Origin of the sequence: Leisingera methylohalidivorans DSM 14336, assembly GCF_000511355.1 — a bacterium.
Classification (GTDB): domain Bacteria; phylum Pseudomonadota; class Alphaproteobacteria; order Rhodobacterales; family Rhodobacteraceae; genus Leisingera; species Leisingera methylohalidivorans.
This window is the reverse complement of the sequence record NC_023135.1, coordinates 2,828,342-2,845,341: the sequence shown is the minus strand read 5'-3', so window position 1 is coordinate 2,845,341 and position 17,000 is coordinate 2,828,342. Positions and strand designations below refer to the sequence as shown.

The 17,000-nt window shown below is 60.0% G+C and carries 11 protein-coding genes and 5 pseudogenes; 5 read left to right on the top strand and 11 right to left on the bottom strand.

Annotation, left to right across the window (positions count from 1 at the left end; all coding sequences use genetic code 11):
• Positions 1–8: 8 nt before the first annotated feature.
• The 5 genes from gcvT to lpdA all read right to left on the bottom strand — a co-directional run bounded on the left by gcvT (position 9) and on the right by lpdA (position 5,404).
• Positions 9–1,106: a glycine cleavage system aminomethyltransferase GcvT gene (gene gcvT, locus METH_RS14000; protein ID WP_024091131.1), complete on the bottom strand. Its 1,098-nt coding sequence runs from the start codon at positions 1,104–1,106 to the stop codon at positions 9–11.
• A gap of 30 nt (positions 1,107–1,136) precedes the next feature.
• A complete protein-coding gene (locus tag METH_RS13995) occupies positions 1,137–1,550 on the bottom strand; it encodes a universal stress protein (protein ID WP_024091130.1) in 414 nt (137 codons plus the stop codon).
• A gap of 67 nt (positions 1,551–1,617) precedes the next feature.
• Positions 1,618–3,033 carry an alanine/glycine:cation symporter family protein gene (locus METH_RS13990; RefSeq protein ID WP_024091129.1) on the bottom strand — a complete coding sequence of 472 codons (1,416 nt, stop codon included), beginning with the start codon at positions 3,031–3,033 and terminating at the stop codon, positions 1,618–1,620.
• A gap of 19 nt (positions 3,034–3,052) precedes the next feature.
• Positions 3,053–4,003, bottom strand: coding sequence for a lipoyl synthase (gene lipA / locus METH_RS13985; protein ID WP_024091128.1), 951 nt, complete (start codon positions 4,001–4,003; stop codon positions 3,053–3,055).
• Positions 4,004–4,021: 18 nt separating this feature from the next.
• On the bottom strand, positions 4,022–5,404 hold the full coding sequence (gene lpdA / locus METH_RS13980; RefSeq protein WP_024091127.1) for a dihydrolipoyl dehydrogenase: 1,383 nt from the start codon (positions 5,402–5,404) through the stop codon (positions 4,022–4,024).
• A 173-nt stretch (positions 5,405–5,577) separates the two neighbouring features.
• Between lpdA and METH_RS13975 the strand changes: the two genes are divergently transcribed.
• The 4 genes and pseudogenes from METH_RS13975 to METH_RS23180 form a co-directional block, all read left to right on the top strand.
• The gene (locus tag METH_RS13975; RefSeq protein WP_024091126.1) at positions 5,578–6,192 is read left to right on the top strand and encodes a helix-turn-helix domain-containing protein; all 615 of its coding nucleotides are present in this window, start codon (positions 5,578–5,580) and stop codon (positions 6,190–6,192) included.
• Between the two features lie 101 nt (positions 6,193–6,293).
• Complete coding sequence (locus tag METH_RS13970; RefSeq protein ID WP_024091125.1) at positions 6,294–6,962, top strand: GntR family transcriptional regulator; 669 nt, start codon at positions 6,294–6,296, stop codon at positions 6,960–6,962.
• Between the two features lie 1,121 nt (positions 6,963–8,083).
• Positions 8,084–9,289, top strand: a pseudogene (locus METH_RS13965) (IS256 family transposase).
• A 345-nt stretch (positions 9,290–9,634) separates the two neighbouring features.
• A pseudogene (locus METH_RS23180) lies at positions 9,635–9,814 on the top strand (transposase); the annotation flags it as partial.
• Between the two features lies 1 nt (position 9,815).
• Here METH_RS23180 and METH_RS13960 read toward each other — a convergent pair.
• Positions 9,816–10,667, bottom strand: a pseudogene (locus tag METH_RS13960) (DDE-type integrase/transposase/recombinase); the annotation flags it as partial.
• 97 nt (positions 10,668–10,764) lie between these two features.
• Here METH_RS13960 and METH_RS13950 point away from each other — a divergent pair.
• Positions 10,765–11,867, top strand: a pseudogene (locus METH_RS13950) (IS3 family transposase).
• A gap of 524 nt (positions 11,868–12,391) precedes the next feature.
• Here the strand turns inward: METH_RS13950 and METH_RS13945 are convergent.
• The 5 genes and pseudogenes from METH_RS13945 to METH_RS13930 form a co-directional block, all read right to left on the bottom strand.
• Entirely contained in the window at positions 12,392–13,483 is a 1,092-nt protein-coding gene (locus METH_RS13945) for a sensor histidine kinase (RefSeq protein ID WP_024091119.1), read from the bottom strand.
• Entirely contained in the window at positions 13,455–13,949 is a 495-nt protein-coding gene (locus METH_RS13940; protein ID WP_024091118.1) for a response regulator, read from the bottom strand. The genes METH_RS13945 and METH_RS13940 overlap by 29 nt, the downstream gene beginning before the upstream one ends.
• Positions 13,950–14,728: 779 nt before the next feature.
• Positions 14,729–15,460, bottom strand: coding sequence for a response regulator (locus METH_RS13935; protein WP_024091117.1), 732 nt, complete (start codon positions 15,458–15,460; stop codon positions 14,729–14,731).
• A gap of 397 nt (positions 15,461–15,857) precedes the next feature.
• Positions 15,858–16,144: pseudogene (locus tag METH_RS25175) on the bottom strand (methyl-accepting chemotaxis protein); the annotation flags it as partial.
• Positions 16,111–16,947, bottom strand: coding sequence for a HAMP domain-containing protein (locus METH_RS13930; RefSeq protein ID WP_084013796.1), 837 nt, complete (start codon positions 16,945–16,947; stop codon positions 16,111–16,113). The gene METH_RS13930 and the pseudogene METH_RS25175, both read right to left, overlap by 34 nt.
• Between the last annotated feature and the right edge of the window lie 53 nt (positions 16,948–17,000).

Genomic DNA, 17,000 nt, shown 5'->3' with positions numbered 1-17,000 from the left:
ATGATGTCTTAGCGTTTGTAGTTGTGTGCGACGAAGGGCAGGGCGACGATTTCAGCCGGCTGCGCCTTGCCGCGGATGATGAGGTTCACCTTGGTGCCTGCCGCGCTGTGATCTGCCGCAACATAGCCCATGGCGACCGGACCGCCGACGGTAGGGCCGAAGCTGCCCGAGGTGATGGCGCCGAGAGGATCGCCGCCTTCGCTGTGAACTTCCACGCCCTGGCGGGCGGGAGCGCGGCCTTCGGGCTTGATGCCGACCAGCTTTTTGGCGGTGCCTTCGGCCAGTTCCTTCTGGATGCGGGCGGCACCGGGGAAGCCGCCTTCTTCCTTGCGGCGCTTTTGGATCGCCCAGGAAAGCGATGCCTCGATCGGTGAGGTCGATTGGTCGATGTCGTTGCCATAGAGGCAAAGACCGGCCTCAAGGCGCAAGCTGTCGCGGGCGCCGAGGCCTGCGGGTTCGCAATTGTCATGCGCCAGGAACAGCTTGGAAATACGGATGGCGTCGGCTTCGGGGATCGAGATCTCGTAGCCGTCCTCCCCGGTGTAGCCAAGGCGCGAGATGCGGCACTCGGTGCCGTCGATCTCGGCCGCGGTGGTCTCCATGAACTTCAGCGCACGCGCGGCGGGGCAGAGGCTGCCGACCACGTCTTCGGCGCTGGGGCCTTGCACGGCCACCAGTGCACGGTCGAAGAGCTCGGTCACTTCGACGCCGTCCAGATTGGCCTGCATGTGCGGGATGTCCTGGTGGCGCAGGGCGGCGTTCACCACGACAAAGTAGTGATCCCCGGCGTTGGACACGATCAAGTCGTCCATGATGCCGCCGTCGTCATTGGTGAAGAATCCGTATCGTGCTTTGCCTTCCTTGAGGGGCGCAAAGGCCTGCGGGCAGAGCGTTTCCAGCTTCTCGCCCACATTGTCGCCGCGCAGGATTACCTGGCCCATGTGGGAGACGTCAAAAAGTGCTGCCTTTTCTCGGCACTGCTTGTGCTCGCCCATGATGCCCATGGGGTACTGCACCGGCATTTCCCAGCCGGCGAAATCAACCATCTTGCCGCCAAGCTCGACGTGCAGGTCATAAAGCGGGGTGTGTTTGGGTGCGTCGGTCATGAGGCATGTCCCTTTTGATAGATTGCAAGCTCAGCCGCGGACAACCATGACCGTGCAATGCGCGTTGCGCACGACGCGGGCCAGGTTAGGGCCGATTTCATAGTTCGGGAACTCACCTTCGGCGGAGGCCATGATGATCAGGTCATAGCCGTCCTTGTGGGCAAGTTTCAGTATCTCGCGGTAGACGCTGCCTTCTGCGATCCGCACGGGAACATCCTTGGCGCCGTTCCGGGCCAGGATGGCCTCGACCGCGGATTGCACATGCGCCTTGGCGCCAGAGCCATAGCCGGCGGGCAGGTTGGGCAGCTGGATAATCTCGGGAATGACTGAAACAGCATGCAGTTCGGCGCCATAGAACTTGGCCTGTTCCAGCGCAACTGGCAGTGCTTTCTTCCACGAGTTTTGATCGGTGTGATCAATCGGAAGCAGGATTTTGGTGGCCATCAGCCGTCTCCTCGAGATGTGGAATTCGGGTCAGGTGCGGGGGGCCGTGCCGGCCCCCCGCCGATGGTTATTCAGCTGCAGTGCCAGCTTCTTCCGATTTGCCGCCGGTGGCAAAGAACTGTTTGGTCAGTTTGAAGACGATCGGGCTCAGCAGGGCCAGGGCGATCAGGTTCGGGATGGCCATCATCGCGTTCAGCGTATCCGCCAGCAGCCAGATGAAGCCCAGATCCGCGGTTGCGCCGAAGTAGATCATCACGATCCACAGCACGCGGTAGGGGATCAGCGATTTCACGCCCAGCAGGAACTCGACGCATTTCTCGCCGTAGAAAGACCAGCCCAGGATGGTGGTGAAAGCAAAGATCGACAGCGCAACTGCAATCAGCGAACCGCCGATGCCCGGCAGGGTGGTTTCAAAGGCCAGCGAGGTCAGTGCCGCACCGGAAATGGCCTTGAACCCTTCGGTTTCACCGTTGGCCAGGAAATCAGCCACAGATGCGTCGAGAGCGCCAGAAGCGATAATCGCCAAACCGGTGATCGAGCACACGATGATGGTGTCGATGAAGGTTCCCAGCATCGCGATCAGGCCCTGGTTAACTGGACCTTTGGTCTCAGCCGCCGCGTGGGCGATCGGAGCCGAGCCGAGGCCCGCTTCGTTCGAGAATACGCCGCGAGCCACGCCAAAGCGGATCGCCAGCCAGACAGCCGCACCTGCTGCGCCGCCTTTTGCGGCCCAGGGTGTAAAGGCATAGGTAAAGACTTGGCTGATCGCATTGCCGATTGCACCAGCATTCAGCAGTAAAACCAGCAGGCCTGCAATGATGTATGCAATCGCCATGAATGGAACCAGTTTGCCGGCAACCGCACCGATGCGGGTGATGCCGCCCAGGATAACGGCTGCGGTCAGAACCATCAGGATCACGCCGGTGACCGAGGTGTTCACACCAAAGTTCGTTTCCAGAACCTGAGCCACACCGTTAGCCTGCACACCATTGCCGATGCCAAAGGCCGCAACCGATCCGAACAGGGCAAATGCAACGCCCAGCCAGGCCCATTTCGCGCCAAGGCCGTTTTTAATGTAATACATCGGGCCGCCGACAAAGTTGCCGAGCTCGTCCTTTTCACGGTATTTCACCGCGCAGACTGCTTCGGCGTATTTGGTGGCCATGCCGACCAGTGCGGTCATCCACATCCAGAACAGCGCGCCGGGGCCGCCGAGGAACACCGCGGTGGCAACACCTGCGATATTGCCGGTACCGATGGTGGCTGACAGCGAGGTCATCAGCGCGTTGAACGGGCTGATCTGGCCTTCGCCCTGGCTTTCGCGGCCCTTGAACAACAGGCTGAAGCCGGTTCCGATTTTCAGGATCGGCATGAACTTCAAGCCGACCTGCAGGAAAAAGCCGACGCCGAGTATCATGACGAGCATGGGTACGCCCCATACAATACCATTGAGCCAGCCGACTGCTGAGTTTAACGCTTCCATGGGTCTCCTCCCGCTTGCGTTAGGGTTGAATGCCCTTTGCCAAGGCCATCTGACGGGCCTCTTTCAGGGCGGCAAAATCTTCATCCGCGTGGAACGAGGAACGGGTCAACGGGGTGGCCGACACGTGAAGAAAGCCCTTGGACCGGGCGATCTGTTCCAGCTGCGCGAATTCTTTTGGCGACCAGAAACGGTCGATCCGGTGGTGTTTGGGTGTGGGCTGCAGATACTGGCCCACAGTCAGGAAGTCTACCTGTGCCGCCCGCAGATCATCCATCACCTGGCGCACGTCGTCGAGGGTTTCGCCCAGGCCGACCATAATGCCGGACTTGGTGAACAGCTGCGGATTGGCGCGTTTGGCGTCGTCCAGCAGCCGCAGCGAAGTATAGTAGCGGGCTCCCGGACGGACGTGCGGGTAGAGCCGCGGCACGGTTTCCAGATTGTGGTTGAACACATCCGGCGCCGCTTCGAACACGGCCTGCGCGGCGTCGCCCTTGCCCAGGAAATCCGGGGTCAGCACCTCGATTGTGGTGCCCGGGTTCTGGTGGCGGGTGGCGCGGATGGTCTGGGCAATATGCTCCGCGCCGCCGTCCGCCAGATCGTCGCGGTCGACGGAGGTGATCACCACATGGCGCAGACCCAGCTTTTTTACCGCCGCCGCAACCCGTCCCGGTTCGAACGCGTCCAGCGTGTCCGGCCTGCCGGTGGTCACGTTGCAGAAGGAACAGCCGCGGGTGCAGACCTCGCCCATGATCATCATGGTGGCGTGACGCTTGGACCAGCATTCGCCGATGTTGGGGCAGGCGGCCTCTTCGCAGACCGTCGCCAGATCATGCTGCCGCATCAGCTTGCGGGTCTCGTAATATTCGGCGCTTTCGATCTTCTTCTTGCGGATCCACCGGGGTTTGCGCGGGATGGCGCTGTCGGCCTTGTGCGCCTTTTCCGGGTGGCGGGGTCTTATCTGTATCGTCATCTGGCAGTTCCCTCCAGATCAGGCGTGAATGGCGCGGCCGAGTGCATCAAGGCAGGCTTCTTTCACCGCCTCACCCATCGCAGGATGCGCATGGCAGGTTCGTGCAACCTCCTCGATAGTAGCACCTTTTGTCATGGCAAGCACCAATTCTGCAATTAAATCACCGCCATGCGCACCGCAGATATGGGCGCCGAGGATCTTGCCTTCGGGTGTGGCAAGCACTTTGACAGCGCCGTCGGTCTCGCCAGTGGAGCGGGCGCGGGAGTTGGCCATGAAGACAAACTTGCCGGAAATGTATTCGGCACCGGCCTCTTTCAAGGCTTCTTCGGTCTGGCCGACCGAAGCGACCTCCGGATCTGTGTACACAACGCCCGGCACGGTGTTGTAATCCACATGGCCGTGTTCGCCTGCCAGCATCTCCACGCAGGCAATGCCGTCTTCTTCGGCCTTGTGCGCCAGCATGGGGCCGGGCACGCAATCGCCAATGGCAAAGATGCCGGGGACGGAAGTGGAGTAGCGCTCATCCACTTCAATGAAGCCGCGGGCGTTGATGGATACACCCAGATCCTCAAGTCCCAGGCCGCGGGTCACCGGGCGGCGGCCGATGGCGATCAGCACCTTCTCCGCCTCGATCTGCTCTACCTTGTCCTTGCCCACTCGGTCCAGCGTCAGGGTCAGGCCGTTTGCGCCCTTCTCGATGGTCTTCAGTGCGCGGCCCAGCTGGAACTTCAGCCCGCGCTTGCTCAACGCCCGCTGGGACAGCTTGGCGATCTCGCCATCGATGCCGGGCAGGATGCGGTCGAGGTATTCCACAACCGTTACCTTGGATCCGAGGCGTGACCAGACCTGGCCAAGCTCAAGCCCGATCACGCCGGCGCCGATCACCACCAGATGCTCTGGCACGGCTTCGAGGGCCAGCGCTCCGGTGCTGCTCAGCACGTCCACCTCGTCGATTTCCACGCCGGGGAGGGTGGCGGGTTCCGAACCGGTGGCCATCAGGATGTTCTTCGCGGTGTAGCTGTCTTCGCCCACTTGCACCTGGCCGGGAGCGGGGATGCTGGCCCAGCCTTCGATATGGTCGACACCGTTCTTCTTGAACAGGAAGCCGATGCCCTTGGTCAGGTCGCCGACGATCTTGTCCTTGCGTGCCATCAGCGCGCCCAGATCCAGGCTGGCACCCTCAATGGCAATGCCATGTGCTGAGAGATGGGAGAGCTCGGCGTATTTGGCCGAGGAGGTCAGCAGCGCCTTGGACGGGATGCAGCCGACGTTGAGGCAGGTGCCGCCGAGAGCGCCGCGGCCTTCGACGCAGGCAACCTTCATGCCCAGCTGCGCAGCGCGGATTGCTGCGACATAACCGCCCGGACCAGCCCCGATCACGATCAGATCATATGCGCTCATGTGAACTCTCCTCCGAAATGCAGCCCAAGACCGGCACGTATTCAGCCGTATACGACGCTGTGTCCCCTATAGGAAACTTTTCCCCTATTGCAAACATAAAGTGCGGACACGGAAATTTTGACCGGCGAAAACATCAAAGCTAAGCTGTTTGCGGATCAGGAGAAATCGTGGAAATGGAACCAATTCCCTTAGAGGAAACAGGACTCGGCCCGGAAGCCATGGAAGCCCCGGACGGGGAAGTCCTGGGAAAAATGATTCGCGATGCCCGCAAGGACAAGGGGCTGACGCTGGAGGAAGCGGCGCGCGCTGCGGCCATCGGGCGGTCGACGCTGTCGAAAATTGAGAACAACCAGACCCGGCCCAGTTTCGAGATTATCCGCCGCTTGATGCAGACGCTGGAGCTGGAAACGCCTCAGCTGTTTGTGCAATCAGGGCAAAGCGGCGTCACCGGGCGCCGGGACTTCACCCGTACCGGGCTGGGCGAACACAAGGAAACGTCGACCTATGATCACGAACTGCTGTGCAGCGAGCTGACCAGCAAGCGCATGGTGCCTTATATCAGCACCATCAAGGCGCGGGATGTGACGGAGTTCGACAATTGGGTCCGCCATCAGGGCGAAGAGTTCATGTTTGTGCTGAGCGGCGAGCTGATACTCTACACAGAACATTACCGGCCGCTTCGAATGGGGGCGGGGGATTCTGTTTATTATGACAGCGGGATGGGCCACGGCTGTGTGTCGGTCAGCGAAGAAGACGCCAGGGTGCTGTGGGTGTCGCTGGAAGTGTGACGGGGAAGCCGCCGGCAGGGCAGTAAACCCGGGCTTACAGTCAAGCCGCTTTTCCGGGCGGGCAGGTTCACATACATCTGACCGAAAGGAGACGCATTCCGATGAACCTGGACCCGGTTGATATCTCAAAAGCGGCTTCGGCTGCTGCAGCGGTGTTTGAGGCCTTGCGCACGGCAATCATCGACGGCCGGCTGGAAGAGGGCGATCCGCTCCGGCAGGAGGAAATTGCGCGCCGCTTCAACACCAGCCGGATCCCGGTACGGGAGGCAATCTCAAGGCTGGAGGAGTACGGGCTGGTCAAGACCCAGCGCTTCAAAGGTGCGGTGGTGGCCGGGCTGTCGGCGGATGAGGCGGCGGAAATATTTGATTTCCGCGCCCTTCTGGAACCGGAGATCATCCGCGATGCGGTGCCGCGGATGTCACAGGCGCAACTGGCCCGGGCGCGGATGCATTGCGAGGCTTTTGCAGGGTGCAAGAACCCGATGGAGTGGGGTGTCCTGAACCGGGAATTCCACGACGCGCTGTACAGTGCCAGCGCGCTGAGCTTTTTCCGCGAAGCGGCCCGCGGCGCAATGGATCGCGTTGACCGTTATATCCGTGCGCAGCTGGTCATGAGCGACGGCATGGAGCGTGCTGAGCGCGAGCATCTCGAAATCCTGGCGGCCTGCGAAATGGGGGATGCCGGCCAGGCGGCCGAACTGACCAGGGCGCATGTTCTGGAGGCCAAAGCCTCGTTGCTGGCACATTTCCCGGTCCTGTCGCGGCTCTGATCCCCGGGATCAGCCTGCCGCGGCTACGGAAAGCAGGCAGCGTCGAGCCAAAGGCAGGGAAATGCGCCTTCCAGCGGGGCTCTGAAACTCAGAGAAGTGCGCAGTTACGGAATCTGCGCGCCGATCCTCAAGGTGAGCGCGTCCCAAGCCAGGGCCCGGCAACCATTGCGGCGGTTTACCCGTTCGGCGCGGCGGCCGTGCGCCCCGGCATTGCCGAGCTGGCCGGCATTCAGCCCTGTGAGGCGGCCGGGGAACCCGGGCATCCCGGGCCAGCAAGTGGGTTCCGGGCGTCTCCGACACAAGCGCAAGCAGCGCTGACGTGTCTGATGGGCTATCCTTGGTCATTGGTCAGGCCGGTAAACCAAACCTAAGCCGAACAACAACTGTGACCGCCAACCGGCCCGCACTTCGCTTGGCGGAGGCTGCACCCAGCCGGGATTAACGGTGGAAATACCAACTGCCGGACACTGCTGAGGTCATCGTTCAGGGATGCCTAAGGTCAACGATGCACTAACTTTCAATTTAAATCACTCAAGGGCGGCATGCAGGCTCTTTTGCCTCGCGGCACTGATCAAGGCCGCCGCAGGCGAAAAGCAGCCTGATAATTAGTGCAATCGCGAAGAGCCGGCTGATACCATGGCGCTTTTCCTTCGACTGGTGAGCCGCGTTGCGATTCCGGCCTTCCTGCCAACGTCAGTAAGCAGGCCATCGGTCATCCGGATTTCGTTTCTTCAGCAACGGCACGCACATTGTCGTGTCTGTGTTTTCCTCAGAATTTCTCACTCAAATTGGACCGCTTTTACAGGCTAAGACCGTCCGCCGTGAAGAACAGCGCTCGCTGACGCGCCGCCGCCAGTAAAATGACGATGGCCTAGGTTCCGGATGCTGGCCTGGTGTTGATCTTCTATATACTCCGACTCCCGCGAGGGTCCCGCGCAATCGGATGTGACGGAGAATGTGCCTGGAGCGACAAAAGCGCCCTAAGTTGGAGCGCTTTTGGTTAGTGTCCGACCACGTGGTGTAATTTCCGCGCCTTCAACGGTGTGATCCTGGGTGGCCATCGAGGTGCATGGCCGAGGTGGAGTTTCGACGCTTCAACCACCAACCACACAGCAACCCCGGTGACCAAGACCAACATGGGCCTTTCCGAGCTTCTCGCAAAGCAGGATGGCGGCGACTTTCTGCATGCCGTCGCCGAGGCAGTTTTACAGCTGATCATGGAGGCCGGCGTGGAAGGCCTGATCGGTGCCGGCAAGCATGAGCGCGCCGATCAGCGCACGACCTGGCGAAACGGCTCCCGGGAGCGCGCATTTGATACGCGGCTGGGCACGCTGAACCTGAAGGCTCCAAAGCTTCGGCAGGGCCGCTATTTCCCCGGCTTCCTGGAGCCCCGCAAGACCCCGGAGAAGGCCTTGGGCGCGGTGATCCAGAAGGCCTGGATCGGCGGGGTGTCCACGCGCAGGGTCGACGAGCTGGCCCAGGCGATGGGGCTGCAGGGCATCTCCAAGAGCACGGTATCGAAGCTGTGCAAGGACATCGACGAGCGTGTCGGCGAGTTTCTGAACCGCCCTCTTTGCGGCGGATGGCCCTGCGTCAGGCTGGATGCAACGTATCTCAAGGTGCGCCAGGGCGGCCGGATCGTAAGCGTCGCGGCCATAATAGCCGTCGCCGCAAACACCGATGGGCGGCGCGAAATCATTGGCCTGGGGCTTGGTCCGTCAGAAGCCGAGACCTTCTGGACGGACTTCCTGCGCGGCTTGAAGGCCCGAGGGCTGGACGGCACCAAGCTGGTGATCAGCGACGCGCACAGCGGCCTCAGGGCGGCCATCGAGCGGGTCTTCGAGGCAACCTGGCAGCGATGTCGCGTTCACTGGATGCGCAATGCTCTGGCACATGTCCCACGCGGCCAGCACACCGTAGTCGCCGCTGCGATCCGCCAGGCCTTCGACCAGCCCGACCGCGCATCCGCCGGATAAACCTGGCGACGCGTTGCGGATCAGCTCCGCGGACGATGGCCCAAGCTGGCTAACCTCATGGATGAGAGCGAGCACGACGTGCTGGCCTACATCGCGTTCCCGCGCCAGCACAGGACGAAGTTGCACAGCACCAACCCGATCGAGCGCTTGAACAAGGAGTTGAAGCGCCGAGCCGATGTCGCCGGTATTTTCCCGGATGAGGCCTCCATCACCCGCCTGACCGGCGCCGTGCTGTTCGAACAGAACGACGAATGGCAGGCCGCCAGCCGCTACATGATGGTTGAGGCCTTCGCCGAAACCGACGCAGAGGAGACAGACCCCAGTCTCAGCCTTTCAACCCAAGCCGCCTGATTATGACCTCAGGCCATCCGGGAAATTACACCAGCTTGACGGACGTGATCCCCATCTCCCTCCATTCCGACGAAAGGATCGCACCATCAAACCGTGGGATCAAACAACTAGTTTACAACCGTGACAGCATGACGTTGACGTTGTTGCCCTGCGTGCCCCCCGCAAAATCCCTCACCATGAAGTAGCGTCTGCCCAACCTGTGCAGGAGCAGACGAATGCGTAAGAGCCGTTTCACCGAGGCGCAAATCATCCGCTGCCCGGCAGGCGACTACGAAGCAATCTGCCGAGAGGGGGGATAATCAAAGAGCAGGAGTTCAAGCGTTAAGCAATTGATCCACTGGATCAATTGTAGTGCCGAACGGGATGCCGACAGCGGAGGTGTGCCGCCGGCACGGGCTGAGCCCGGCGGCCTTTTACAAGCTGAAGACCAAATATGGCGGCTTGGAGGTATCGGAGGCCGCGCGGCTGAAGGCGCTGGAGGATGAGAATACCAAGCAGAAGCGGCTGCTGGCAGACACGATGCTCGGGGCGCAACGTAATGCCATTCGATCTGGTGTTCGGAACACCACCGCAGGATGGCGTTTGAGGTCAGCTCCGTTCCATTGTCGCTTGCAATCATACCGTGCTTTTTGCGGCGCTCGATCAGGGCCGTCAGTTCACGCGTCCCACAGCGCCCCGAGATCGAGGTATCCGGGATCGCTGCGAGGCCCTCTTGGGTGACATCGTCGACCACGTTGAGAACGCGGAAGCGTTGACCGTTGGCGAAATGGTCGTGGACGAAATCCAACGACCAACGTGCATTGGGTCGGGCCTCGACCAGGATCGGGGTTCGTGTCCCGATAGCCTTGCGCCGTGCCGTTCGCTTGCGCACCGTCAGGCCTTCCTCGCGGTAGAGCCTATAGATCCGGTTGATACCGGACGGCTCGCCGTCGCGGCGCAGCAGCACGAAGAGCCGCCAGTAGCCGAACATCCGCCGCTCGTTGGCCAGCTCCCGCAGCCGTCGGCGCAGTTCCGTATCCGGCGCATGTTGAGACTGGTAGCGGACCATCTTGCGATCTGCCCCGACAATTCGACAGGCCCGGGGCTCCGACAGGCCGTGACCGGTCCGAAGGTAGGCGACCGCTTCGCGCTTCGCGGCGGGCCCTACCATTTTTGAGACCAGATCCTTGATGGCAGCCAGATCAAACATCTGCTCGGCCAAGAGCATCTTCAGCCGCTTCGCCTCCGAAACCGTCATACCGCCGGACTTGGCTTTCCAGTTGTAATAGGTGCCTTCCGACATACCGTGTTTACGGCACAGGTCTGCGCACTTGGCGCCTGCCTCATGCTCGGCCGGGATGCCGGTGATCTGCTCGTCTGTGAAGCTCATTCGCTTCATTGTTCGTCCTCAAGTTGCTCTGGCCACTGAAAATTTGGATCGTGCGGAGCTGGAGTTTTCCGCTAAGTTTCCCAGGCTGGGAGAGGAGCGGGATCGCATGAAAGCATCGAGGTTCACTGAGGCGCAGAAAGCGTTTATCCTGAAGCAGGGCGAGCAAGGGACACCGGTCGCGGAGATCTGCCGGAAGGCTGGGATCAGCCAGGCGACCTGCTTTAACTGGAAGAAGAAGTACGGCGGCCTTCTGCTTGACGAGATGCGCTGGCTGAAAGCGCTGGAGGATGAGAACACGCGGCTTAGGAAGATCGTGGCCGGCCTCACCCTCGACCGCGAGATTTTGCAGGATATCATCCGCGGAAAGCTTTGAACCCTGGCCGTTTGCGCTAGATCGTTACCGGGATGCGCGTCGACTGGGGCGTGTCGATCCGGAGGGCCTGCGGGGCCATCTTCTTTGACACCTCCACCTACCACTGCAAGTCCCGGCGCACGGGCCAGGCAGCCGTCGAGCGGCGGATCAAGGAGATTGCAGAAACGCGTGTGCGCTATGGCTACAGGCGCGTTCATGTTCTGTTGCGGCGAGAGGGCTGGACCATCAATATCAAGAAGACACGCAGGATTTACAATGAGTTGGGTCTGCAGTTGCGGAATAAGCACCCGAAACGGCGAGTGAAAGCCAAGCTGCGCGAGGATCGCGAAGAAGCCACCGGGCCGAACGACGTCTGGGCAATGGATTTTGTTCACGACCAGCTGGCCATGGGAAAGAAATTGAGGATCCTGACCGTGGTCGACACGCATTCGCGGTTCTGCCCTGTCGTGGATCCTCGGTTCAGCTACCGCGGCGAGGACGTGGTTCAGACCCTGGAACAGGTTTGCGGCAGGATTGGCTACCCGAACACCATTCGAGTCGATAATGGCAGCGAGTTCATCTCCCGCGATCTGGATCTCTGGGCCTACGCCAATGACGTCACGCTGGACTTCTCACGGCCCGGAAAGCCGACGGACAACGGGTTCATCGAGGCGTTCAACAGCAAGCTCCGATCCGAATGCCTGAACGCGCATTGGTTCATGAGCCTTGCCGACGCCCGCGAAAAGTTGGAAGCTTGGCGTAGACACTACAACGAAGACCGACCTCACAGTGCGATCGGGTATAACGTCCCGATTGCCATGCATTATCCCGATGGCGTCACCAGCCCGTCATCGTGACACAGCCGGAAAACTCCAGCTTCCGGTGGTCCAATGTTGGGGACCAGAGCAAACAGCCGGGAAATTCCAGCTTCCGGTGGTCCAATGTTGGGGCTCAGAGCAAAGTTGGCACGGACTCTAATCGACGGTGGAGGGAAAATCCCATCGCAAGTCAACACCCCCGAGGTCCAACCAACACGGATTGCGGACACCTCCTTTTCTAACTGGCCAATTTGGCACCGGTGGTGGAGATTCCGGATGCGGCTCATGGGGCACAGCTTTTGCTGAACAGCCGTTCCACTGCGCCTCAGCCTGCCTATTGGCACCGCCGCTGGCCCGTACCTTTGGGACGGTCGTATTGCGGCAAAGATGCATTTCGTCACTGTAAAACGGAACAGGATACCGCTTGGCTGATGTCCGCGTTGAAGGGGCTGGGGGAAGGACATCTGAAAGCTCTTTCCCCCAGCAGGCATCGGGTGGGGTGCAGCAATGATCTGCCTTCCCCGTTGCACCACTGTCTGCCGCAGGAGCGTGCAGTCCTGCTTTCAGGCCGTTTCCTGTGCCTGCCCGGCTTCGAGGCCGATTGTGAAGCGGATTGTGGTGCCCGTCTCCGCTTGCGGCTCGCACCAGATCGACCCGTTGTGACGCTTGGCAATTTTAGCGCAGGTCGCCAGACCCAAACCACTGCCTGGCTGATCACTGCCACGCTGCAGCCGCTTGAAGGGCTCAAAGATCTTGTCCCGGTATTGCGCCGGAACGCCGATACCATTGTCCGCAACGGATATCATCAATCCAGGCCCGGCCCGTTCCGCCGTTACGGAAATCTCAGCGGTTTTACCGCCGCTGTATTTGATTGCGTTGCCGATGAGGTTTTGCAGCAATTGCACGATGTCCGGCGGGAAACACAAGCCAGCCAGCCCGCCGGAATTCCATTCTATCCGGGCGCCGGATTCCGCAAGGTCCTGCGCCATGACTGCCCGCAGGCTGTCAAACAGGCTTTCAACGGTCACATAGGCAGGTTTGCCATTGCTGTGCGGATTGATATGGGAGGCCAGTCCTTCGATCAGTTCAGACGTTTTGCGCACCGATTTCTTCATGAGTTCAAATTGCCGGGCCACCTCCTCAAGATCGCCGTTCTGGTAATCCTCGTGTATCTGGTCGCTAAGAAATTTAATGGCCCGGATTGGCGCCCGCATGTCATGTACCAGCACATCGGAGAAAAGGCGCAGCTCGTTCTGCTGTTCCTGGATCCGCCAGCGCATGTCGGCAACCTTCTGCCCGTTCGAGATCATCCGCATCAGGGATTCGGACGTGATAGCTGATTTGGGGATGTAATCACTGGCGCCGGCCAGAATGACACTTTTGGCGATTTCCTCATCGCCCTGACCGGTTGTCATGAACAAAACCGCCCGCGGCCAGGTTTCGGTCAGCTGCGCAATCAGGTCGAGCCCGGTGCCATCCGGCAGGAGGTAGTCCAGAAGAATCACATCCACCGGAAGACCGGAGTGAGACATGGCGTCCTTTCCGCAGTCGGCCTCAATCACATTGGCATCAGGATAAAGATTCTGCAGCAGTCTGCGTGCCAGTTTCCGGTCACCGGCATCGTCATCAATGATTAGGATGTTGAGGACCGTCATCGGACACCTTTTTGATGTGGATATCGGGCAGTTCTACAATGCGCCAGTAGTTGTTGAGGGTTGCCATCAAGTCGACAAACATGTCGCCTGCCTTGGATTTGAGGATATATCCGGCGACATTGTTCGCGTAGGCGGCGGAAATATCCCGTTCGTCGGCCGAAGTTGTAAGCACGATAAAAAGGACCTTGTGCAGCACCGGGTCGGCGCGGATTTCCTTCAGAAGCTCAATCCCGTTCTTGCGGGGCATATTGATATCGCTCAGCACGACAAAATTGGGCGGCGGAACCTGGTGCAGTTCGCCGCGCAGGAACGCCAAGGCCTCGACCCCGTCCACGAACCGTTTGATCGGGTTGGCAATCCGGGCCCGGTCGAATGCGCGGTGCAGGGCTTTTGCGTCACCGTCGTCATCTTCAACAAGGATAATGTTCAGGGCCGGGCGTTCGGCGGTTTGGGGAATGGAAATCATGCTGCCGTATCCTTTGTAAGCGCTTCCTGCGGCCGCTCCACGTTGCTGCAGGCTCTGTTGGACCGTCTGGGGTGGGGCAGGGCATCATTGCGGGTTTTCTTAAGATGCCTTTCCTTGCAGCGCGGCAGTATCCTGCCGCCTGCTCGAAGACGGTACTGGTTACAGGCTGGGGGGAATGAGGTAGTCCTGCACTGCAAGCCCATTGGGATGCCGCGCAGGTCCGCAGCCTGCCAGAGGGCATCAGAGGCTGCTGCTTTGCCGCGCCGGTTTACAGAGCGTCTGGAAATAGAGAGGGCGACGGCTTGTCTGCTTGAGGCCCGCAAAGCTCCCTCATACAGGGCATTATGCCATACTCTTATGGAGGACAGAGGCCCAAACCGGCCCTGCTCCCGCGTTCTGGGCAGACTTGTGAAGACTTTATCAGTTTGCTGGCGCATCGGTTTATTTCCGGAACCGATTAGAAAAGACGCTTGTTCGCCGTTGACATGGCTGGAGCCTATTTCGGCACTGGCCGGACGGGTGCCGATGACAGCCCGCCCCTCTCCCAGAGCCGTGAAAACGGGTCGCTTATTTTCGGGATGAAACCGGCTGGTATCCCGTGTCCGACAAACCGCCAGGCCGTGAAACCGGCGTCTTGAAACGGGGCGGCCGCCGAAGGAGTATCGCGCGTGGGTGCGCCGGATGGCACAAATAACAGTTTTCACAACTCTGACCTTCAGTTTCATGGGCGTCAGGGACATGTCCAAGGTTCTTCTGCGCCAGACCGGCGAAGCAGGATGTTATTGGAGCAGTCTGGGATTCACTTTTGCTGTAATTTCCTGCGTTTCTGAGATGACGCTTTCCAGGTCGTCCATAAAAACAACCAGATCCTTGCAGCTTCGCTCAAGCAGTGAAACGTCGGATAAAATGGCGGATGGCACAGTGTCATCCTGCCGGGCTTGTGTCTTGACCATACGGACACCGGCAAGCGTTCGGCTCAGCAGCAGCCGAAGGTCAGGCCCGCAGCCGACAATGAACCGCTTGAAGATCCGCCTGAATTCTTTTTCAGTTGCGCGCGCGCTGCTGAGCTGGCCATAAAGCGCCCGCCGTTCGATTGCGGAGGCGATGGATTTGATCAGTGTGTCGGCGGACAGCTCTTCCTTGACAATGTAGTCGGCGCAGCCGCGGCGCATGGCTTCAACGGCAATTTGATAGTTCGTCATGCTCGTCAGCATGATGGGCACGGCCTGGACTTGCTCTTCATGCGTCAACAGGATTTTGAGTGCGTCAAGCCCGGTGTCCATGCCAAGGTTATGATCCAGAAACACCAGATCAAATTGCTCTACCTCCAGCTGCTGGCGCATTTCTTCGAGGTTGGCAGCTTCGAAGAACTCAGCCTTCATTCCGGCTTTACGGCATAATTTGTTCAAGCGCAGCCTGTCGATTTCATCATCATCCACAGACAGGATGTTGAGTATGACCGGCTGCAAGGCCGTTGGGGCTGTCATGTCCGGAAAACTAGCATTTCTCATTCTGTTCCCCTTGTGAAACACGTTTTACCCGGGGATGCGTATCCGGGTTTACTCGTATAGCGGTAACGTAGCACATAACGGCTATCGCATAGGTTAATATTCCTCACGAATTTGACTTAAGAACACCGAGGCTATGGACAGTGGTTCGGCTATTTGCGCTGTATTGCGCTGTGGCCGCCCGATTTGCGAAGTCTTTGCATCTCGGGGCATGATCGGATCGGAACCGGTTCTACCGCCCTGCTGGAACGAGGAGGATGACCTGCAATTCAGGCAGGGCTGCTTCTGCAAGGACGGCCGCGCGCGCTTGATCGTGCGCAGTCCAGAGGCGTGCAGCAGATATGCTCGGCCCGCAGGATACAGTTTTCCGGCAGAATGCGGCATGTTGGAGCTCCGAATATGCCGCATCCGAAGACCGCTGCGCCAGCGCCCGCACCTCAGAGGCGGCCACAGCAAAGCCGCGACCCGCCTCGCCTGCATTCAAAGCCAGCAGATTGGCGTGACAGGCGATGTCGTCAATGGGTGCTCGCTCCCGGTCATTTCGGAAACAGCATTCTGGACAACGGTGCCGCTGGTCTCAGCTTCCGAACGGGCCTCTTCCATGGCGGCCTCGACGCTGCGGGCGCCGACTACGCTGGATTTCACCGACGCGGTCAGCCCATCCACAGCCGCTGCCGTCTGTTCCAGCTGCAGTGTTTTGTGATGCTCCTCGGCACTACGGGCCTTTTTAGATCTGATTGCATCAAGACCAGCGTCTTGCCGATTTTGCTGATCTCATAGGACCGGTGCACGGCTTGAACGTCTGTCTCCAGGTTTCCTGCCGAAACCGCTTCCATCTCCGCGCATAAACGATGGGTCTGTCTGGTGGCCGGACGCGCAAACAGCCAGCCCGCTATTGAAATCACAGCGGCACAGGTCAGGGATATCAGGATCATAATCCGCCGCTGGGTCACTGCGGGGGTCAGAATTTCGGCCCGGTCAAGCTCTGCCACCAGTACCCATTGGAGATTACGAAAGGCTGCCGGTATTGAAGCTGCGGCAATTTCCCCGCCATTGGTCCGGGCCTTCGAAGGATAAAATGTTCCCGCAGCTCGGGAAGCGTCCTCTCCGGACAGCACGGGCGCTGCGGCATAGGCAACTTGAATATGGGGCAGAGGCGGCAAATCCTTCAGCAGGGCATGCCCGTCTTCAAGCCGGCAAGGGGGCCGGGCCTTGAAGTCCTGGCCGGCCAGGTAAACGTCCAGTGTGTTCAGATCCCCTGTAAAACCGGAGATAATTGCGGAGATGCCGCCAATTGCGACCTGCAGCGCAAAGATGCCGATGCAGCGCCCGCCACTGTCCATGATACGGGTAGCTGCGAATGCCGCCGGAGCACTGGCACTGGGCTCATTGGTTGCTATATCGGAGAAACGGACACTGTCCTTCTCACCAGCCGCAGCCAGTTGGAACGCCTGTGCAAGGCCAGAATTCTTAGAGGGGCCGGTAACCATGTTCGTCGTGTAATCGGCTGTCCTTGGCGACAGAAAAGATCACGTCGCCCGAC